The sequence below is a fragment of the Pseudomonas sp. JZ114 genome, from assembly GCF_051027705.1.
GTDB lineage: Bacteria > Pseudomonadota > Gammaproteobacteria > Pseudomonadales > Pseudomonadaceae > Chryseomonas > Chryseomonas luteola.
Genome location: NZ_CP069256.1, coordinates 1947346 through 1968485, shown reverse-complemented (window position 1 = coordinate 1968485; position 21140 = coordinate 1947346). Strand labels below are relative to the sequence as shown.

Sequence of the window (21140 nt, the reverse complement as noted above, 5' to 3'; positions counted from 1 at the left end):
TCAAACCCAGCATTTCTCTGCTCCGCTCTTATCAATCAGGTCATTACGCCACTATAGGGCGCTTGTACCCTGGCTTTGAGCTTAATCGACACCCTTAAAAGCTTGTAAGAGAATGTTTCCAGCGAAGGGTTTCCTTACAGGAGTCTTGGCGAAACTCGTAAGATACGACAACTTACCGCCTCCAAGAAAAAGGCGTCGTTGACATCGCAGGTAAGCACTGTTAAAAATTTCGCCATCTAGTCGTATGATGTCTTACGACTCAAAATAATACTAATAACCAGGAAACTGACATGGCGACCAGTTCTGTAGAGAATCAGCGTTTGAACCGTATCCTTCTCACCGGCGCCGCAGGCGGTCTCGGGAAGGTACTCCGCGAAGCCCTCCGCCCTTACGCTGAAGTGATTCGGCTTTCCGATATCGCCAACATGGCACCCGCCGAAGGCCCCCATGAAGAAGTCGTTCCGTGCGACCTTTCTGACAAAGCCGCCGTCGATGAACTCGTCAAAGGTGTAGATGCGATTCTGCATTTTGGCGGGGTTTCGGTTGAGCGTCCTTTCGAGGAAATCCTGGAAGCCAACATCAAAGGCGTCTTCCACATTTACGAAGCGGCACGCCGCCATGGCGTCAAGCGCGTCATCTTCGCCAGCTCGAACCACGTCATCGGCTTTTACAAGCAGACCGAACGTATCGATGCTAGCTCGCCGCGCCGCCCAGACAGCTACTACGGGCTGTCCAAATCCTATGGTGAAGACGTCGCCAGCTTCTATTTTGATCGCTATGGCATCGAAACCGTTAGCATCCGTATCGGCTCCTCCTTCCCCGAGCCGCAGAACCGCCGCATGCTGGCTACCTGGCTGAGCTACAACGATCTGACCAATCTGATCGCCCGCTCCCTGTTCACGCCCAATGTTGGCCACACCGTCGTGTTTGGAGCCTCCAAGAACCGTGACGTATGGTGGGATAACCGCCTGGCCGCTCACTTGGGCTGGGAGCCACAGGACTCCTCCGAGCAGTTCCGCGAGAAAGTCGAAGCAGAGCCGGCTCCGGCGGCGGATGATCCGTCCATGGTGTATCAGGGCGGCGCTTTCGTTGCCTCGGGTCCGTTTGAATAAGTACGCCGTTGCTTGCGATGGATCAGGACGATCGGACTGAACAAGAGAGATAAGAATGATGCAAGCTGAACTGATTCTGGATGCCCGCAACGGTACGGGAGAAAGCCCGGTCTGGAACCTACGGGAACAGGCGCTCTACTGGGTCGATATCCCTGCTCGTACCCTCAACCGCTGGAGTGCTGCCGATGGCAGCACCCGCGCCTGGCTGGCTCCAGAAATGATCGCCTGCGTGGCACGCTATGACGGCAGTGACACTGCATGGTTGGCAGGCCTTGAGAGTGGTCTGTTCAAGGTAGAGATCACCGACGGAGACACCTTGCAAGCCACAGCCCTGGCCAACGTAACGCACCCGACCGGAAACATGCGTTTCAATGACGGACGCTGTGACCGCCAGGGTCGCTTTTGGGCGGGAACCATGGTCATGGATATGGCAGCTGCAACACCGGCGGGAAAGCTATACCGCTTCCCTGAGCAACACTCGACCGCAGCCGATGGCCTGACCCCGATTCTGGAAGACCTTATCGTACCCAACGGTCTGGGCTTCAGCCCAGACGGCCGGACCATGTATCTGTCCGACTCGCATCCCAATGCACAGCTGATCTGGGCATTCGACTACGACACGGATACCGGCACCCCTCACAACCGCCGTCTGTTCGTTGATATGAACAATTATCCTGGTCGCCCTGATGGCGCCGCGGTGGATGAGGACGGTTGCTATTGGATCTGCGGTAATGATGCTGGCCAGATCCATCGCTTTACCCCGGATGGGAAGCTGGATCGTTCGCTGACCGTACCGGTAAAAAAACCGGCCATGTGCGCCTTTGGCGGACCGGGCCTGGATACGCTGTTCGTCACCTCCATCCGACCTGGCGGTGATCTATCTGATCAACCTCTGGCGGGCGGTGTGTTTGCCTTGAGGCCTGGCGTGAAAGGCCTGGAAGAGCCGACGTTCAGAGGATAGAACAACGCCTTCTACTACCGCTGTACTCCTCATAACAAAGACAAGATGTACTAAGGAGTTATCTCATGAATTTCAAACGTAACCTGTTGGCCGCTGCATGCTGTGCGCTTCTGACTCCCGCAATCGCACTGGCTGATATCACCCTGAAGTCTTCGGACGTTCACCCGGCAGGCTATCCGACGGTCGTTGCCGTCGACAACATGGGCAAGAAACTCAAGAAGGAAACCGACGGCGAACTCAGCATTCGCATGTTCCCCGGCGGCGTCCTGGGTAGCGAAAAGGAAGTAGTCGAGCAGGTTCAGCTGGGCGCGATTCAGATGGCCCGCATTTCCATCGGATCGGTAGGCCCGGTGGTACCGGAAGTCAACGTGTTCAACCTGCCCTTCGTCTTCCGCGACGAAGCGCATATGCGCAAAGTGATTGATGGTGAGGTAGGCCAGGAGTTGCTGGATACCGTAACCAACTCCAACTTCAATCTCGTGGCCCTGGGTTGGATGGATGGCGGTACTCGCCATCTGTACACCAAAAAGCCGGTGCGCAAGATAGAAGACCTTGGCGGCATGAAGATCCGTGTAATCGGCAACCCGATCTTCATTGACACCCTGAACGCCATGGGCGGCAGCGGTATTGCGATGGCAACCGGTGAGATCTATAGCGCCTTGCAGACCGGCGTGATCGATGGCGCGGAAAACAACCCGCCTACCATGGTTACGCAGAACCATTTCCAGGTAGCCAAGTATTACACCCAGACAGGTCACCTGATCCTGCCGGAAATGCTGGTCATGTCCAAGGCCACCTGGAACAAGCTGACGCCGGATCAACAGGCGCTGGTCAAGAAAACTGCACGCGAAGCGCAGATGGAAGAGCGTGAGCTGTGGGACAAGTACAACGCGGAAAGTGTCGCCAAGTTGAAAGCTGCCAACGTTGAGTTTATCGAAGTTGACCGCAAGCCTTTCTATGACGCCACCGCGCCGGTACGTGAAAAATATAGCCAGCAGTACGGACCCAAATTCGCCGAGCTGGTCAAGCGTGTTGAAGCGGTGCAATAAGGCCTGACGGCCATTACAACAACAACCTGACATGCCCTGCTCGCTCCGAGGTCCTCTCGCAGCGAGCATGCGGCCGCTCGGAGCTTTTCATGAAACATGCTCTTCTGCGTGTCAACGATGTCATCTATACCCTCTGTGTCTGGATAGCGGGCCTGTCAATTCTTGTCATCTCGCTCATCATTCCGTGGGGTATTTTTACCCGTTACGTAATGGGAACCGGTTCATCCTGGCCGGAGCCTATCGCCATTCTGCTCATGTCCATTTTCACGTTCATTGGCGCAGCGCCCAGCTACCGTGCCGGTGCGCACATGGCTGTAGCAATGTTTACCGATCGTCTTCCGCCACTGCTCAAGAAATACGATGCCGTTCTGGTCAATCTGCTGATGACCGCCATCAGCCTCTTCATGACGATCTGGGGTATCAAGCTGTGCATGGCGACCTGGTACCAGTTCACCAGTGACCTGGCCTGGCTCCGGGTAGGGATTGCCTATTCGCCTATCCCAATCGGTGGCGCGCTGACCCTCTGGTTCGTGCTCGAAAGAATCATTTTTGGCGATCAAAGCCAACGGCGCGTCGTGCAATACGATGCGGTAGAAGAAGCGGCCGAAGGAGTTGCCTGATATGGATGCGTTCGTATTACTAGGCAGTTTCATACTGCTGATTCTGCTGGGCATGCCGGTTGCCTACGCACTTGGCCTAGCGGCGCTCGTCGGCGCCTGGTGGATCGATATTCCGTTCGATGCGCTGATGATTCAGGTGGCTGGGGGTATCAACAAGTTTTCCCTGCTGGCCATTCCCTTCTTCGTGCTGGCGGGGGCCATCATGGCCGAAGGGGGTATGTCGCGGCGGCTGGTGGAGTGCGCCAACGTACTGGTAGGCTTCATCCGCGGTGGGCTGTCGCTGGTCAACATCCTGGCCTCGACCTTCTTTGGCGCAATTTCCGGCTCCTCCCTGGCGGATACCGCCTCGGTAGGTTCGGTGCTGATTCCGGAAATGGAAAAGAAGGGTTATCCGCGTGACTATGCCACTGCCGTTACGGTCAGCGGCTCGGTTCAGGCGCTGCTGACTCCACCCAGCCACAACTCCGTCCTGTACTCGCTGGCCGCCGGTGGTACGGTTTCCATCGGCTCGCTGTTCATCGCCGGCATTGGACCGGGGCTTCTGCTCAGCGCCATCATGATGCTGATGTGCCTGTTCTTCGCCAAGAAGCGCAACTACCCCAAGGGTGAAGTCATTCCCATGAAGCAGGCGCTGAAGATCTGCGTCGAGGCGCTCTGGGGCATGATGACCATGGTGATCATTCTCGGTGGCATTATCTCCGGCATCTTTACAGCAACGGAATCTGCTGCGGTTGCCGTGCTGTGGGCATTCTTCGTGACAATGTTCATCTACCGCGATTACAAGTGGAATGAACTGCCCAAGCTCATGCATCGAACCGTACGTACGGTCTCTGTGGTGATGATCCTGATTGCCTTTGCCTCAAGCTTTGGCTACATCATGACGCTCATGCAGATTCCGGCACAGATCACCGGCGCCCTCATGACCATTTCGGAAAACCGTTATGTAATCCTGATGTGCGTAAACATCATGCTGCTGATCCTGGGTACGGTAATGGATATGGCTCCGCTGATCCTGATCCTGACGCCTATCCTGTTACCGGTCATGATCTCCATTGGCGTAGATCCCGTGCATTTCGGCATGATTATGCTGGTCAACCTGGGTATCGGTCTGATCACCCCACCGGTAGGCGGCGTGCTGTTCGTGGGCGCAGCTGTAGGCAAGGTGACTATCGAGCAAACCGTAAAGGCACTGTTGCCGTTCTATGTAGCCCTGTTTGCTGCCCTGATGGCCGTAACCTATATCCCCGCAATCTCTCTCTTCCTACCCAGCCTGATGGGTAACTGATCCATCGCATGACTGCTGGTCTCATCGGGACCAGCAGCCCCTCTCTACTGCCGACTGGCAGCTCATCGGATCACCCCTGCAATTCGCTTCGTTTCCCCGCAATTTTTCCTATAGTGAACGTGCCATTATTGATAGCCTTTCAGTACGTTAATGCCTGCATTAATGGCCTGAGCCTGTTGAACCTATAAGAACGATAAAGCCCCACCTGGAGGATGCCTTGATGCAACATGCCGAACGGCTGCCTGCCGCTCTCATCGATGAGGGGCAGTATCGTCTGCTCGTGGAAGCCGTTTCTGACTACGCGATTTTCATGCTGGATCCGGACGGTTTCGTAGCAAGCTGGAATCCCGGCGCTCGCCGCTTCAAAGGGTACGAGACAGCAGAAATCCTCGGTCATCACTTTTCGTGCTTCTATACCGCTGAGGACTTGCTGACCGGCCTACCCGGCCGGGCACTTGAGCAGGCCCGCTGTGAAGGCCGGTTCGAGCAGGAAGGCTGGCGTGTACGCAAGGATGGCACACGCTTCTGGGCGCATGTTGTAATCGACCCTATTCGTAACGCACAAGGCACGCTGTTGGGCTTTGCCAAGGTGACGCGCGACCTTACCGAGCGAAAGGCGGCGGAAGACGCCTTGAGAAAAAGTGAAGAGCAGTTCCGCCTGCTGGTTCAAGGCGTCTCCGATTATGCCCTTTACATGCTGGACCCGACCGGTCAGGTGACTAGCTGGAATGCCGGTGCCGAGAAGATCAAGGGTTACACCCCACAGGAAATCATCGGTCAGCATTTCTCACGCTTCTACACCCCTGAAGATCGGGAAGCAGGCCTGCCCCAACAGGGGCTGGAAACGGCTCAACGTGAGGGTCGTTTTGAAAAGGAAGGCTGGCGAATCCGCAAGGACGGTACACGCTTTTGGGCCAATGTTGTCATCGATGCAATAAGGGACGACAACGGCACCCTCCTCGGCTACGCCAAGGTCACCCGTGACATCACCGAGAAACGGGAAACCCAACTGGCTCTGGAGCAAGCCCGGGAGGCCCTGTTCCAGTCACAGAAGATGGAAGCCCTGGGCCAGCTGACCGGTGGGATTGCCCACGACTTCAACAACCTGCTCATGGTGTTCATTGGCTGCCTTGAACTGGTTCGCAAGCGTCTGCCGGATGATCCCAAGGTTACACCGCTGCTCGACAATGCCATCCAGGGGGCACAGCGAGGCGTTTCTCTGACCCAGCGCATGCTGGCCTTCGCACGCCGTCAGGAACTGAATCCGGAGACCATTGAACTGCCTACTCTGGTCCGCGGTATGGCCGAACTGCTTCAGCGTTCCCTGGGCCCGTCGATCAAGATCGAAACCCGCTTTCCGCTGATTCTCAGACCTGCCCACGCCGACACCAATCAATTGGAGCTGGCCCTGCTCAACCTGGCCATGAATGCACGAGACGCCATGCCGGAGGGCGGCTCCATCATCATCTCGGCCCGTGATGAACTGATCTCCCAAGGCCATCCCAGCCACTTGAAACCGGGGGCCTACGTCTGCCTATCGGTACAGGACACCGGCCAGGGAATGGATGAAGACACATTGTCCCGTGCCATGGAGCCTTTCTTTACCACCAAGGGCATCGGTAAGGGAACGGGGCTTGGACTGTCCATGGTGCACGGCCTTACCGAACAATCCGGTGGCAGGCTCATCCTCAAAAGCCGGCTGGGCGAAGGCACTACAGCCGAAATCTGGTTACCCGCCGCACACGTATCTGATGCCGGCATGCAGACCACTGACGAACCCCTACCCGCGCCTTCAACAGACAAACCCGGAAATACCTTTCATATCCTGGTGGTAGACGACGACCCGCTCGTCCTGACCAGTACCGCTGCCATGCTGGAAGACCTGGGAAACACCGTTTACAAGGCCTCCAGTGGCACCCAGGCGCTCGATATAATGAGGAAGGCATATCCGCCTGTCGATCTGGTCATTACTGATCAGGCCATGCCTTACATGAGCGGCACTCAATTGGCAGAGGCCATACGGGCTCATTGGGCGGACCTTCCCATAGTGCTCGCATCAGGGTATGCCGAGTTGCCAGCAACGCTTTCGGTTGATCTGCACAAGCTAGCTAAGCCCTTCCGCCTGGAAGAGCTGGCCAAGGCCATTGATCAGGCCATGCGTCCGGACGCCATAACCTCGGCTTGATGCTCTCACGCCGGGTGGCCATCGCGCACCCGGCCTTCTATCGGCTCGATACCTTTCAATAGAAACTCCACGCCAGCGAAACAGCTCCTATAAAACGTATCCGAATCAATAACCTGATCTGGATTACCACCCTCTTCTCAGCTCATACCTCATTCGCCCTAACCTGATATGGCAGGTATTGCCTCACATTCAGCAGGAAGCCGCACAGTCGAATAGAGCATTAAATCTGTCTTGCGGAGTTATCTATGGATGCTCAGTGTGAAGTTTGTTATTCAATTTTCCCTCCCATCGAGAATCCCAACCGAAGCGGGATGCTTCAGGTTGACGACACCCATCAACTCTATTGGGAGGAGTCCGGCAATCCTGAGGGGTTACCCGTCGTCTATCTGCACGGCGGACCTGGCGAAGGGGCCCCGCCCTCCAAGCGCCAATTCTGGGACCCGGACTATTACCGCATCATCCTCTTCGATCAGCGTGGCGCGTTACGCTCCACTCCCCTGGCCGAGGTTAAAAACAACACGACCCAGCATCTGATCGATGATATCGAGACCCTGAGGGAGATGCTCGGCATTGACAAATGGCTTGTCTGTGGCGGCTCATGGGGAACCACCCTGGCGCTTGCTTATGGCGAAGCCCATCCTGAGCGTTGCCTGGGTTTTGTCCTGCGTGGCATCTTTCTGGGCACAACCGATGAGATCAACTGGTTCGTTTACGGTATGCGCCTGTTTTTCCCAAAGGCCCATGAAGACTTCGTCAAGTGGCTGCCGGAGGAGGAACAAGGTGACCTGTTAGAAGCCTATTGCAAGCGGGTGACCTCCGAAGATAGAGACGTTCGGCAGGAGGCCGCCCGTTACTGGGTAAAATATTCCGGCAGCTGTGCGCTGCTGCGCCATGATCCTGAAGGCGTTGAAGAGCAAGCCGCTGACGATACGACCATGATGGGCATGGGTATCCTGGATCCGTATTACTTCAAGCACAGCATGTTTCTGGAAGACGACCAGTTGCTTCGCAACATTGACCGTATCAACCACCTGCCGTGCGCCATTGTGCAAGGTGGGCACGATATGATCGCAACGCCTCATGCTGCCTATCGGCTGCACAAATCCTGGCCTGGCTCCGTGCTGAACATGGTGCCTGATGCAGGCCACTCACCAATGGAACCCGGAACGCTGAGTGGGCTGATCCAGGCGTTCGAGGTCTTCAAGAAGACCGGCGATTTCCACCAGCCTTGATAGCTCTGTCACGACACAGATACCGCTGGAGCGCTTGCAATAAACCACGCCACACAAGACCTGTGGCGTGGTCGAGGCTGCTGGCAGGGTTTGCCACACCGGCAACCACACGGCAAGCCTTTCCAGAGAGCAGTTAGAACATCAATCCATACCCCATCGGGTACAGAGGTTTGCGGTTGCCTTCCTGGTTAGTTGAGTGACGGTTGATTACCTGTTCCATGGAAAGCGGCAGATCAAACGGTAGCTTGCCTTTGAAGCGGGTCGGATTGACTACCGCGTCCAGAAGGATCTCGTCGGATACACCAAAGTTGCCGATCAGGGCACCTACCTGCCCCTCAAGCTTGGTCAGCACGGCCGGACGATCCAGATACACACTTACAATAGTCGGCACACCCTTTGCGCTGGCAGCCTTGATCTGGATAAGGTCTGGATTGTCCTCCGGGTAGTCCAACGAACCCTCATGCTGCATGCTTCCGAACAGATAATTCGGATGTAACAGCTCGTAGGGCGCTGTGGAACGCATGATGGCAACGTCCGCCTTGTCCAGCGAATCCACGACATTCAGGCCGGCCTTTTGCGCCGCAGTGGCATCGACGTTATAAAGATAAACGTTTCGGCCCTGGCCAATAGGCAGCAACTTGCGGTTCTTGAGCAGTACCAGCGAGTTCTTTTGCGCGTCATCTGCCAATTGCTGATGCTCTGCACTGCCTACAACCTCGGCGGCCTTGGTTTCATCCACATACGGATTCTCGAAGAGTCCCTGCTCGAACTTCTGCTTCATGATGCGGATGACCGCCTCGTCCACACGACGCTCGGACACGAGCCCCTGCTTGACCGCACTCACTACGAGACTGCTGTCATCCACTCCGCCAAGCTGGTCGACCCCGGCGTTGATGGCCTTGGCGGTACGCTCAAGCTCAGTCAGCGACTCGACACCCCAGGGCATTCCCAGCGAGAACGGCTCACCCGGCTTGCTGCCGTTCTGGCAGGCCTCGTTACAGTCTTTGGTAATCAGCCAGTCGCTCACGACGACGCCCTTGAAGCCATAGCGGTCCCGCAGGAGATCCTGTAGCAGGAAGCGGTTGAATCCCGCCCCCACCTGCTCTTCGATCGGCCGTCCCTGGTGAGAGGCGTTCTGCAGAATCGAATAGGTCGGCATGACAGAGCCTACATTCGCCTCGAATGCCCCTATGAACGGAACGATATGCTGGCGAATGTCCTTGCCGTAGAAGTCTGCGTACTTGCCATAGGCATTGTGGCTGTCCCAGCCATCCTTCGCCTCTCCATAGCCTACCCAGTGCTTGACCACCGTCACCACACTGCCAGGGTTTAGGAAATTACCATTCTGCATGCCTTGAACATAGGCGCGAACCAGACGCTTGGCCAACTGGGCATCCTGTCCGAAGGTACCACTGCCGCGAGGCCAACGCGGCTCGGTATAGAGATCCGCCTGCGGAGATAGCGCCACGTTGATGCCTACCGCGCGATACTCATCGCGTACGACCTCGGCAAAGGTCTTGACGACCTTAGCGTCCCCAATGGCGCCCAACCCCAAGGCTTCCGGCCATTTGGAGAACGAACCGGACTGGTTGCTGGCGCCTGGTGTGTAGAGGAAAGAGTTACGGGGGTCGGTGCTGATGCTCAGGGGAATCGCCAGCCGCGATTGTTCAGCCAAGACTTGCAGCGCATTGTTCTGTTTGGCGAAATTCTCGGGGTCTGTATCCAGGCGCGTGATATAGGTGTTTACCTTCTTGGTTTCGATCGTCTTGGCAATCGCCTCCTGATCATAGACGGCACCGCCACCCAGCCCACCGGCATCCGCTACGGTCGGAAAGGTGCCATGCATCATGGCTCCTGCCTTCTCCTCAAGCGTCATCCAGGTAACCAGATTGCGGGCACGGTCCTCGGCAGGCAGTCGCCAATCCTCATAACGATCCAGCCGACCGTTACGGTTCATGTCCTTGAACTGCAAGCCGCCCACCGTTAGTACAGGCAGGTCTTTCTGCTCAAGCGTTACACCGTGCGAAGAAATACCTTGCGCCGAGACTCCTGTCGCCAGTGTGGCTAAGCTGATTAAAGCAGCGGCCTTTTTCATCGAACCCTCTCTTTTCCTTGTTATTGGTTAACGTAGCGCACTAATGATCTAGGGCACTGGAACTATAGAGCAGGTTTTACGAATCCGCTTGCTAACCGCACCGATTTGTCTGGCGCAGGTATTTCAACAAGCTTATCTATGCCTTGGCACGCCCCAGAATCTGGTCCATTACCCGGTCCGTCTTAACGGCTTCCCGCGCCAGCGCAGCGTAGTCACGCTCACCTCGAATATGCGCATTCATACCCAGCACGTGATACCACTGGATATGCTCAGGGTGCTGGATGTACTCGCTAACAGTTTCTTCAGCGTCCAGCCGGACCGGCTCATCACCAAATACTGAAAAGAGAATACGCCCTCGACTGCCAATGATTTCGACTCGATCCTCATGGCGGTCAGCCACAAAATTCCAGCACCCCATGCCGAGCGCGCCGGATGAGAAACGCCAGCTTGCAACTACTGCATCTTCCGCCGCATAGAGCCCTGCCTGTCTTGCAGTGAAACCGCTTACGGCCACGATATCGCCCAACAGGTACTGGAACAGGTCAAGGCCATGACTGGCCAGATCGGCAAAGTATCCACCCCCTGCGACAGCCGGGTCGGTTCGCCAGTTGGCCTGCTGCTCCAGATCTTTTTGCGAAGGCGGCTTTATCAGGCTCCAGGTCAGCTGCCTGACCTCGCCAATATGGCCCTGCGTCAACCATTCGCGTATCCGCTGAAACCGGGGCAGTGACCGACGGTAATACGATACGAAAAGATGGCGACCCACCTTGTCGAATGCCTGCTGCATCTCCTCGCTCTGCGTACTGCTGAGCGCCATCGGCTTTTCGACACAACAATGTTTGCCTGCGGTGGCCACCTGCATGCTGTAGGCATGATGGCTGTCGGGAGGCGTTGCGATATAAACAGCGTCCACGTCTGGATCATCGATCAAGGCTTGCGCATTGGTGTATATCCGCGCAATGCCATGACGCGCCGCATAATCGGTGACAGCCTCGGCACGGCGGCCCATCACCGCTACCAGCGCAGAGCCAGGCGCCTTGTAAAAGGCTGGCCCGCTTTTCCGCTCCGTCACATCCCCACAGCCAATCATTCCCCAGCGCACAACATCCATGAATTCTCTCCCGTTCAAGGAATCAATAGGTTTGGCACTTTTTCCCTTGTCTTCGTGCGATGCGACCACGCAGACTCAGGACTACCGTACAAAACAGGTGTGTCGGAATAGTAGTCACTGCACCCTATGCTGCGAACTGTTAGTTGGTAACGGCGCGGTGACAAACCGTCTGCCCAGGCATACAGCCCGTTCGGCATAGACAATCCATCCGCAACAAGAAGCGAGCCACGATGACCAGCAGCCAACGCCCGGTAGCGGGCCTCTCCCTACCTAAACCCATTATCGAGCGGGCCGAAGCCCTTTTGCAGCAAGGTGGTCGTCGCCTGCTGGGAATCGCTGGCCCACCGGGTGCTGGCAAGTCGACCGTGGCGGATCTGCTGGCGGCTGAGTTGGGCACGCGAGCATTGGTCGTACCCATGGACGGCTTTCATCTGGCCAATCGGGAGTTGGCTCGCCTTGGCCGCGCGGAACGCAAAGGGGCACCGGATACGTTCGATGTGTATGGATACCGGGCCCTGCTGAAGCGTCTCAGGCACCAGCAGGCAGACGAAACGGTCTACGCGCCCTCGTTTCATCGTGACATTGAGGAAGCCATTGCCGGATCGATTCCAATCTCATCCGAAGTGTCGCTGATCATCAGTGAGGGAAACTATCTGCTACTTGATGAGGGCCCCTGGCAACCCGTGGCCGAACTGTTCGACGAGTGCTGGTACGTTGCTGTCGACCCTGATGAGCGCCGTACCCGGCTGATCGAGCGCCATATGCATTTTGGGCGAAGCCGCGAAGCTGCTCAGGCCTGGGTTGAGCAGACTGATGAGCCCAACGCTCTGCGTATCGACCAGTACAAGGATCGAGCCCATCTTCAGATTCCCTGGTCTGATGGACCGGCCCGGTAAGTGAGCTGCGTAATGAATCAAGGACCTGGCTGATGCGTTTCAGACAGGCCCTTGAGGCAGTGCTCACTAGAATAACATCCCCAACAAAGACGCTTTGACCGCCGCCTCCGCCTTATTGGATGCATGAAGTTTCCGCATGGCATTTACCAAGTGAAACTTAACGGTACGCTCGTCGATATTAAGAATCAGTCCAACTTCGATATACGTCTTGCCTACGGCTGTCCATTTGAGAACTTCCCGCTCACGGCAAGTTAGTTCACTCGTACATTCAGGCATGGTTTTCGGAGCCAGAAAACGCACCATTGAAGAATGAACAAGCGTGGTCAGCCATATAAGCTTGGCTTCTTTTTCGTCGAGTTCTGTAACGGTAAGTTTTTCCGAAGAACGAACCAGCGACAACAGCCCCATCGTTCCAAACTGCCCTCGCGACGACAGGCACCAGCCATGACGAATGTCATGCTGCATCGCCTCTTCCCAGAAATCATGCTCCACCGCTGGTTGCTCCGCTGACCAGATCAGAGGGGACTGTTCCCGGATACCGTGCCGTACGGTTGGGTCGATGCAGTAATAATTATTAGCTACATACTTACTTTTCCAGGCATCAGGAAATGTTGTAAGAAGTTCTATTTTTGGGCTAGAAACAGGAAGTGGCGCCTGAAGGCCATAAGAACAGAATTGAAACCCCAGACCTGAAATGATCTTTCCAAGCTCACTGAACAATTGATGTTCGGATTTAGCCCCGGAGCATAAAGAGAGATAATCCTCACGCCAGTCTTTCACATTACTTCAACCTTTGTAAAAGATGCCCAAATGGGCAGTGGTTTGTTTCTAACAGGCTCCGTACCATCATCTATTGGTGATGACTTAATTATTGCGAAACAACTTGTAAGGTGATGAATCTTGGTCGATTTAGGTATTCTTTCGTCGCATCCCAAGGGCGCTGCCATGTCTTTATTAGCACCAGATCATTTCATCCGCATGTCTTACAAGGAGTTCAGCGACGTCACCTTTTACCAATACATGGCCTGGATGGACATGGATCTCGTCGAGGAGCTGCACAGCCTTGGAATAGACGCCGCTTCTGCCGGATTTTGCGAATGGGCCAGCACGACACATTCACCCTCCATCAGCATTGGCTGGACCTGGTTCAGACAAAGTTCAATTGGAAGCCCCTACCTTGCTCCCGGTGGAATCAGCACCAATCTGATGCTGCGATGTGCAACCGGTTACGATCTGGGACCACGGGCTACAGAAGAACTACTAATATCCTGGCTCTCTCGACAAAACTGGCAGTCCGGAATTCCAGTCACCTTATAAGCAGACCTGTCCAGATGGGCAGCTGTCCAAAAAAACGTCGCTCTCTTGTAATGGAGTAAAGACACTTACGGAGATGCGATATGCTTAATATGGTAACAGGGACGGTTAAAGATTTAAAACCGGCCATGGCACAGGCCCTTTCGGTATATCGATATAACATTTTTGTTGAAAAGATGGGTTGGCCTCTCGAGTGTCAGGAAGGTAACGAACAAGATGAGTTCGACCGTGAAGACACCCTTTATGTAGTGGCACATGACAGCAACAACGAAGTCTGTGGCTGCGCCCGCTTACTGCCTACCCATAAGCCGTATCTACTGGGTGAAGTCTTCCCCGAATTAATGGAAGGCGCGGCCTTACCGCATTCTTCCGATATTTGGGAACTGTCTCGCTTTGCCTTGAGCACCCCCAAAAATAAAGTATTAACCGCCGCGCAATCATGGCAAAACAATATCGCCTTGATGTCAAAAGTAGTTGATGCTGCAAGTGCTCGAGGAGCGCACCGCCTGATCGCTTTTTCCGGTGTTGGCAACGAAAGACTGCTCAAACGTGCCGGCCTGAATATTCACCGTATTTCCAAACCACATCTTATTGATAACAAACCGGTCGTCGCTTTCTGGATAGAAATCGACAACCAGACAAGAAATGCATTAGGTCTTCAATAAAACGACCTGATTGCCATGCGTGCTTAATAAAAAGATGGATAGACCAATCAATAAAAGGACGTTGATAAAAAGGCCCTAGTTTGGCTTTAAAAACACATCAGGTGATCCCTGCCTTTCAACACCTGAAAGCCAGCTTGACCTTGAATATACGCTTCCCAATCATTTAGATGACTTAAACTCATGACTCAGGCAATCAGATCTTATTCCAGCCGTACAGCAGACAAATTTGTCGTCCGTCTTCCTGAAGGAATGCGCGATCATATTGCGGATGTAGCCCGTCACCATCACCGGAGCATGAACTCCGAAATTATCGCTCGCCTTGAGCAGAGCTTGATCCAGAATGGTGAAATGGACGGTAGCGCCAGAATGCGGCTGGATAGCCCTGAGCTGAGCGCCCATGAACGCGAACTGCTGCAGCGCTTCAGGGGCTTGTCAGGACGTCAGCAGAACGCCTTGATTTCATTGATCGCCGATAACGCAGCGACAGCAGCACGCGAATAGGCACTCTTATCCGGGCCTGCCTTCCGCCATAAGGGCGGGTCCGGATCTTTTCAGGTACAGCCCAAGGCTCATCCCTACCTCCCCAGCCCCGCCCTAGGTTCATCCCCTCTAAAAACAAGCGAACCGCAGATGACAACAGCGCCGCATTATCTATAATTGGATTCTGCCTTTGCTCTCTTCTTGTCATCTTAACAGGCTGCAATGTTTGCTTGCTTCTTTGCCCTTGCGTGCCTGTATGTTCAGAGGCTTTCGCCATGCGCGTCTTTTACTTTCTCTTGATTCTTACCACTGGTCTTGCATTTCTCTGGTTATCACTCTCTGATATCCCCGGCCTTATCACGTTCTCGTGAATACTTCTGGTGCCTGGGCTTTATCAGGCGCCAGGCTAACCTCACCTTAAGCACCACCTGACCGTAGCGCACGATGTTGCTGATAGCGCCCCAGCAACGTACCTATCGCGACAACGATCAGCGCGCCTGTTACACCCGCTGCGTAATGCGCCCATGAAGGCAAGGCAGGCAGGCTGGTATCGGCCACCGCCATTCCACCCGCAATCCAGCCCAACAGCGCCGCGCCCAATTTGATGATGATTGGAAAACGCTCCATCAGGCGCAACACCAGCTTGCTCCCCCAAATAATGATCGGGATGCTGACCACGATTCCAAAAATGACCAGTTCGAGCTGGCCATGGGACGCCCCTGCCACCGCCACAACGTTATCCAGGCTCATAAGCGCATCTGCCACGATAATGGTCCAGATAGCGCCCAGCAGTTTCGGGCTTGCCTTCAAATCAGCATGTTCGTCCTCACCCTCGGGCAGCATCAGTTTTACACCGATCCAGGCGAGCAGCAGCGCACCGATTAGCTTGAGATAAGGCAACGTCAACAATTCAAGAGCGAAAAAGATCAATACGATCCTGAGCAGGATGGCACCGAGCGCGCCACCCAGAATGGCTTTATTTCGCTGCGCCTCGGGCAGTTTTCTACAAGCCAATGCAATTACCACGGCATTGTCGCCACCCAAGAGGATATCGATCAGGATGATCTGTCCAACAGCAAGCCAAAGATCAGGATTATTCATCAAATCAGTCAACACTATCTCCCTTGAAACAGAGACAGCCGCAACGTGCCGAGCCAGAACACGCAAAGTCTGCCGGTGAGGATTTACACCCCCTTGTGGAGCCTCAATGTATCCAAAGGTTTCATGAAGAAGTGCAGACGACCGGAAAGAACGCCTGCTGCCGAGGTCATACGTCTATCCCTACAACGCATTGTGGATGACATTACCGCTACAAGGAGCTCTTGTGGAACCGCTGAAAATCGCCACATTCAATGTGAATGGCCTGCAGGCACGACGTGCTCATCTGCTCGAATGGCTACACCGTGAATCCCCCGACATTGTGTGTTTGCAGGAATTGAAAATGGCTGATGCCAGTTTTCCTGTCGATGAGATCCAGAATGCCGGTTACGGTGCGTTATGGCAGGGCCAGAAGTCCTGGAATGGAGTGGCTATCCTGGCAAAGGGCGAAACGCCCCAGGAAAGTCGACGCGGCCTCCCGGGTAATGAGAACGACCCCCAGAGCCGTTATCTGGAAGCGGTCGCTCATGGAGTCGTCGTGGGTTGCCTGTATCTTCCCAATGGCAACCCACAACCAGGTCCTAAATTTGACTACAAGCTGGATTGGTTTGAAAAGCTGAATGCTCATGCTGCCCAGCTGCAGGCAAGTGGTCATCCGGTCGTTCTTGCAGGCGACTACAATGTCATTCCTACAGATGAGGATATCTATAGCACGCGCTCCTGGCAGAAAGATGCGTTATTGCAACCGGAAAGCCGAGCCTGCTTCGAGCAGCTTCTGGAACAAGGCTGGACCGATGCCCTGCGCACCTGCCACCCTAACGAGCGCATCTATACATTCTGGGACTATTTCCGCCAGCATTGGCAGAAAAACTCGGGCATGCGTATCGATCATCTCCTGCTCAGTGCATCACTTGCGCCACGCCTGCTGGATGCCGGTGTAGACCGCTGGGTACGTGACCAGCCCCATGCCAGTGATCACGCTCCTACCTGGATTACGCTCAAGGCCCCATAGACGAAGACACGATCCGGTCATGGACACCATGCTACATTCGGGATCTGTCCATCGCCACAAAACAGACCGTGACTCAGCCTACCCTCCTATCGGACCGTTTGCTATTAAGCCCGCTCCTGCCAAGTGATGCGCCACGCATTCAGTTGCTGGCCAATTCGCCCTTGATTGCCGATGTAACGGCGCACATTCCCCATCCGTATCCCGACGGATTGGCCGAATCATGGATCGCTACTCACACCGCTCGCTGGGAAGCCGGCGAGCTGGCTGCCTTTGGCATTCGATTGAAACAGACAGAGCAGCTGATTGGCGTCATTTCGCTGAATCACATCCGTGACCGACGCGCTATCGTTGCCTATTGGATCGGCGTGGATTACTGGAATCAGGGATACGGCTCCGAAGCCTGCAAGGCTATTACAGACTTTGGCTTTCAAACGCTGGACCTGACCGAGGTGCGCGGCAATCACCTTGCGCGCAATCCTGCCTCAGGCAGGGTTCTGGTCAAGAGCGGCTTCGAGTATCTGTTTTCCAAAACCGCTTCGCTAGGTCTGAAAACGGAAGACGAAATGATGATGTTCTATCGACTCACCCGTAGCCCACAAAGTGAGGCAGCCAGCGTCTGAACGGATGCCCTCCGGGGCAGACCGGACGGCATCCGTGTTAGAGGTCAATGCGCCACCTCGTCGAGCTCATTGCTTTTGATCTGCGTCAGCCGCCCTTCGAACAGGCGATACACCTGATCGGCCACATCAATCAGTGCAGGCCGGTGCGATACGGCAATTATGGTAATACCAGGGGTTAGCGCTTTCAGGGTATGGCTGATCGCGGCTTCGGACTCAGGATCTAGCGCACTGGTGGCCTCATCCAGAATCAACAAACGAGGGTTATGCGCCAGGGCACGGGCAATAACGATACGCTGACGCTGCCCGCCCGAAAGACGTCCGCCCCGCTCCCCTACGACAGCATTCATACCGCCGGTGAGTTTTTCCACGAACTCCCATGCTCCGGCCTGCTTCAGCGCCCGCTCGGCATCAGCAGCCGTAAGCTCGGGATCCCCCAGCGTAACGTTAGCCAGAACGGTGTCATGCAACAGTAAGGTTTCCTGCGGCACATAGCCAATCAGGCGACGCCATTGGCGCTTGTCGATCTCCTCAATCGGAACACTGTCGATCAGGACGCGCCCAGACTGCGCAGCCAGCAGCGCACATATCAGATCCAGAATAGTGGTCTTTCCCGAGCCAGACGGCCCTATAAGGCTGGTGAATGTTCCGACCGGAATAGTAAGGTCCACCTCGCTCAGGATCGGTTTGCTTCCGTAATGAAAGGACACCTGCTCGAACACGATAGCGCTTTTCAGAGACGGTGTGCGGGTGCCGCCATTGGGCTCAGCATCCGCCAGCGCCGCGTTGATGGAATCCTGTAACGCCCAATAAGCGCTCTCCTGTGCGGCCATCCGATGATAGCGCTGCTGTGCCTTGTGAAGCAGACCCAGTACCCGCACCACCAGAAAGATGAGCACCATGACAGACGACAGAGGCAGCTTCCAGACCACCAGCGCCGCATACAGCCCAGCGGCTGCCAGGATGGCAAGCATGGGCTCCTGAAGCGCACGCAACGCTTCACGGCTCATGACCTCACGTTCCATCGCCTTGTTGAGCTCGGCTGCCTGATGGCGAAGCAGCGAATCGGCAATGTCATAACGCGCCATGGCTTTGAGCGGCTTGACCGATCCCAGCGTATCGGTCAGATGAGCCAGCAGCTCGCGCATGAGACTGGTCTGACTCTTGCCGGCGCGCCGGGACGTCTTTACCAGGCGCTGCAGGGCCATCAGGAGAAAACCTCCAAGGATGAGCGAAACCAGCGTTGCCTTCCAAGAAACGATGAACGCAATGACGGCATACACAACCGCCTGGATGACCAGTGCCAACATGTTGGCCGCATGCTCATACCCTGTCGATGCACGATAGGCTTCGGTCGCTACAGCATTGGCCAGCGCACCGGCAGGCTGACGCAGATAGTATTCCCAGCGACTCCCCAGCAACGCACGAATCAGATCGATTCGAAGGTCAGTGGCCACATGGGCTACGGCATAACCGACCTGACGGTTACCCAAGAGCACCAATGTACTGCTCAGCGTCAGCCCCACAACGATCACGACCAGCATCGTTACCAGCGTAGGCTCAAGACCCACCAGCCCAAGGACATGAATGACCTTATTGGCCAAGTCGGAATGCGCCTGATCACCCAGGGCAATGGAGAGTAGCGGCAGTAAGGTCGTCAAGCCGACCCCTTCCGCGATACCTGCCAGCAGCAGGCTTATCAACATCAGAAACGTACGCACCGGGTAAGCCCGGCCGTAAGCAAAAAGAATCCGCATGGTATATCCGTTAGCGATGGGCTCGGTTAACTGGATAGGGAGCGCACGGCTCGACCTATCGCCAGACTACAAAGGGGTAATCCAGCTCCGTATCCCTGTGAGCCTATAGCTTGGTTCATAAACTCTTGATCTGCCTTACCCCTGTAAAAGCGGCGTAAGGCAGACACGTCAGCTGACTTGCGCCGCGGTCGAAAACACATCACGTAGCGTTGCAAAGGCAGCAATGATCTGGTCGATCTGTTTTGGCGTATGAGCGGCGCTGACACTGCAGCGAACCAGCGCATCCCCGTTGGGGCTGGCAGGAGGCAGCACCAGATTCACATAAACGCCCTGCTCGATCAGCGCTTCCCAGAAGGCAACGCCCTCCTTGGGCGAACCCAGCATGACCGGAATGACAGGACTCGGTCTTGAACTTACCCGATAGCCTAACGCCGACAATCCCTTGTGCAGCTGTCGTGCATTGTCCCAAAGCTGCGTTCTAAGCTCGGGACGGGTACGCAGGCTACGTAACGCCGTACGCACGGAAGCAATCACTGAAGGCGAAGGTGACGCTGTAAAGATATAAGGGCGACTTGCATAACGAAGCAGATCGAACTCAGCGTGCTGGCTTGCTGCAAAGCCGCCAATCGCACCCAGACTCTTGCTGAACGTACCCAGGATGACATCTACTTCGTCCTCGACGCCCAGCTCCTCGGCCAGACCGCGGCCGTTGGCACCCAGCACCCCAACGGAATGCGCTTCATCAACCAGCAGATATCCACCCAGACGACGCTTGATCTCGACGATTTCATTGAGTGGCGCCTGATCACCCATCATGCTGTAGATGCCTTCTACAATGATGATCGCATCACGGGCCTTTTCGCCCAGGCGAAGCATGCGCTTTTCCAGGTCGGCGGCATCGTTATGCCGGAAGCGAATGACCTGTGCCCCACCCATGCGGCAGGCATCATAGATACTGGCATGGCAATCGGCATCCAGCAGCACGATGTCGTCCGGCCCCGCCAGGGTGCCGATAATGCCCAGGTTGGCCAGATAGCCTGTCGAGAATACAATGACCGAGCGGCGCTGAAAGAAATCACCTAATTCCTCTTCAAGTGCCATGTGGCTGCCGTAGCTGCCATTGGCCATGCGCGAGCCGGTCGTACCAGTGCCTTCATGTTCCAACGCCTGCTGGGCAGCCTTGATGCATTCAGCATCGAAGGTCAACCCCAGGTAATTGTTGGTTCCCGCAAGCACTACACGCCACTGCCCAATACGTCCTTCAGTAGGCGTATAGATTTCGTCGATGCGCGTACCAAAGGGACTGGGCTCCGCCTGGATCAGAGCGGTACGTTCCTGTGCCAGCTTGTTGAACTTATCGAACAGTGCCATCTGCAGGCTCCAGCAAGGCGATGACAGCATGTGCCAGTTGCGCGGGGGTTCGGACGTCGGTCAGGACATTGAGCGGGATGGAGATATCGAACTCGTCTTCCATTTCCATCAGAAGATCCATGACCTTGATGGAGTCCAGGCCAAGCTCCTGAATCAGATCGATGTCGGGATGAATAGGCGTACCGGGAGGCGCAAGGCGATTGAGGTAAGCAAAGATCTTTTCTAGTATTTTTTCTTGGGATGTCATGACTAAGTCCCTAAACGGAATGAATGCCCTAGG

20 protein-coding genes are annotated in these 21140 nt (G+C 55.4%); 13 read left to right on the top strand and 7 right to left on the bottom strand.

All coding sequences use genetic code 11. The features are described from left to right. Positions 1–290: 290 nt before the first annotated feature. The 7 genes from JQR90_RS09165 (at position 291) to pip (ending at position 8444) form a co-directional block, all read left to right on the top strand. Complete coding sequence (locus JQR90_RS09165; protein ID WP_010798155.1) at positions 291–1112, top strand: NAD-dependent epimerase/dehydratase family protein; 822 nt, start codon at positions 291–293, stop codon at positions 1110–1112. A gap of 58 nt (positions 1113–1170) precedes the next feature. After that, the gene (locus tag JQR90_RS09160) at positions 1171–2073 is read left to right on the top strand and encodes an SMP-30/gluconolactonase/LRE family protein (RefSeq protein ID WP_037030894.1); all 903 of its coding nucleotides are present in this window, start codon (positions 1171–1173) and stop codon (positions 2071–2073) included. A gap of 65 nt (positions 2074–2138) precedes the next feature. Continuing rightward, positions 2139–3122 (top strand): TRAP transporter substrate-binding protein, encoded by a 984-nt coding sequence (locus JQR90_RS09155; protein ID WP_010798153.1) that lies wholly within the window; start codon positions 2139–2141, stop codon positions 3120–3122. Between the two features lie 89 nt (positions 3123–3211). Next, the gene (locus tag JQR90_RS09150) at positions 3212–3742 is read left to right on the top strand and encodes a TRAP transporter small permease (RefSeq protein ID WP_010798152.1); all 531 of its coding nucleotides are present in this window, start codon (positions 3212–3214) and stop codon (positions 3740–3742) included. A 1-nt stretch (position 3743) separates the two neighbouring features. Next, the gene (locus JQR90_RS09145) at positions 3744–5027 is read left to right on the top strand and encodes a TRAP transporter large permease (RefSeq protein ID WP_010798151.1); all 1284 of its coding nucleotides are present in this window, start codon (positions 3744–3746) and stop codon (positions 5025–5027) included. Between the two features lie 220 nt (positions 5028–5247). Further along, positions 5248–7212: a PAS domain S-box protein gene (locus JQR90_RS09140; protein WP_434140746.1), complete on the top strand. Its 1965-nt coding sequence runs from the start codon at positions 5248–5250 to the stop codon at positions 7210–7212. Positions 7213–7457: 245 nt separating this feature from the next. Next, a complete protein-coding gene (gene pip / locus JQR90_RS09135) occupies positions 7458–8444 on the top strand; it encodes a prolyl aminopeptidase (RefSeq protein WP_010798149.1) in 987 nt (328 codons plus the stop codon). Between the two features lie 133 nt (positions 8445–8577). On the opposite strand, the gene JQR90_RS09130 is transcribed toward pip, so the two are convergent. Further along, a complete protein-coding gene (locus JQR90_RS09130; protein ID WP_010798148.1) occupies positions 8578–10539 on the bottom strand; it encodes a glycoside hydrolase family 3 protein in 1962 nt (653 codons plus the stop codon). A 136-nt stretch (positions 10540–10675) separates the two neighbouring features. Beyond that, complete coding sequence (locus tag JQR90_RS09125) at positions 10676–11650, bottom strand: Gfo/Idh/MocA family protein (protein WP_010798147.1); 975 nt, start codon at positions 11648–11650, stop codon at positions 10676–10678. Between the two features lie 230 nt (positions 11651–11880). On the opposite strand from JQR90_RS09125, the gene JQR90_RS09120 reads away from it, so the two are divergent. After that, positions 11881–12546, top strand: a complete 666-nt coding sequence (locus tag JQR90_RS09120; protein ID WP_010798146.1) for a nucleoside/nucleotide kinase family protein — start codon at positions 11881–11883, stop codon at positions 12544–12546. A gap of 66 nt (positions 12547–12612) precedes the next feature. On the opposite strand, the gene JQR90_RS09115 is transcribed toward JQR90_RS09120, so the two are convergent. Further along, positions 12613–13326 (bottom strand): LuxR family transcriptional regulator, encoded by a 714-nt coding sequence (locus JQR90_RS09115; protein ID WP_010798145.1) that lies wholly within the window; start codon positions 13324–13326, stop codon positions 12613–12615. Positions 13327–13446: 120 nt separating this feature from the next. On the opposite strand from JQR90_RS09115, the gene JQR90_RS09110 reads away from it, so the two are divergent. The 3 genes from JQR90_RS09110 (at position 13447) to JQR90_RS09100 (ending at position 15026) form a co-directional block, all read left to right on the top strand. Then, on the top strand, positions 13447–13863 hold the full coding sequence (locus tag JQR90_RS09110) for a DUF4902 domain-containing protein (protein WP_083397884.1): 417 nt from the start codon (positions 13447–13449) through the stop codon (positions 13861–13863). A gap of 80 nt (positions 13864–13943) precedes the next feature. Beyond that, complete coding sequence (locus JQR90_RS09105; RefSeq protein WP_010798143.1) at positions 13944–14525, top strand: acyl-homoserine-lactone synthase; 582 nt, start codon at positions 13944–13946, stop codon at positions 14523–14525. Positions 14526–14705: 180 nt separating this feature from the next. Beyond that, positions 14706–15026, top strand: a complete 321-nt coding sequence (locus tag JQR90_RS09100) for an Arc family DNA-binding protein (protein ID WP_010798142.1) — start codon at positions 14706–14708, stop codon at positions 15024–15026. Between the two features lie 396 nt (positions 15027–15422). Here the strand turns inward: JQR90_RS09100 and JQR90_RS09095 are convergent, their stop codons facing one another. After that, complete coding sequence (locus tag JQR90_RS09095) at positions 15423–16118, bottom strand: TerC family protein (protein WP_010798140.1); 696 nt, start codon at positions 16116–16118, stop codon at positions 15423–15425. Between the two features lie 211 nt (positions 16119–16329). Here JQR90_RS09095 and JQR90_RS09090 point away from each other — a divergent pair, with 211 nt between their 5' ends. Then, positions 16330–17115 (top strand): exodeoxyribonuclease III, encoded by a 786-nt coding sequence (locus JQR90_RS09090; RefSeq protein ID WP_010798139.1) that lies wholly within the window; start codon positions 16330–16332, stop codon positions 17113–17115. Between the two features lie 68 nt (positions 17116–17183). Next, positions 17184–17735 (top strand): GNAT family N-acetyltransferase, encoded by a 552-nt coding sequence (locus JQR90_RS09085; RefSeq protein ID WP_010798138.1) that lies wholly within the window; start codon positions 17184–17186, stop codon positions 17733–17735. A gap of 44 nt (positions 17736–17779) precedes the next feature. Here JQR90_RS09085 and JQR90_RS09080 read toward each other — a convergent pair whose 3' ends face one another. From JQR90_RS09080 to JQR90_RS09070, 3 genes are all read right to left on the bottom strand, one after another. Then, a complete protein-coding gene (locus tag JQR90_RS09080; RefSeq protein ID WP_010798137.1) occupies positions 17780–19489 on the bottom strand; it encodes an ABC transporter ATP-binding protein in 1710 nt (569 codons plus the stop codon). Between the two features lie 168 nt (positions 19490–19657). Further along, the gene (gene spt / locus JQR90_RS09075) at positions 19658–20860 is read right to left on the bottom strand and encodes a serine palmitoyltransferase (protein ID WP_010798136.1); all 1203 of its coding nucleotides are present in this window, start codon (positions 20858–20860) and stop codon (positions 19658–19660) included. Continuing rightward, complete coding sequence (locus JQR90_RS09070) at positions 20844–21107, bottom strand: acyl carrier protein (RefSeq protein WP_010798135.1); 264 nt, start codon at positions 21105–21107, stop codon at positions 20844–20846. The genes spt and JQR90_RS09070 overlap by 17 nt, the downstream gene beginning before the upstream one ends. Positions 21108–21140: the final 33 nt, after the last annotated feature.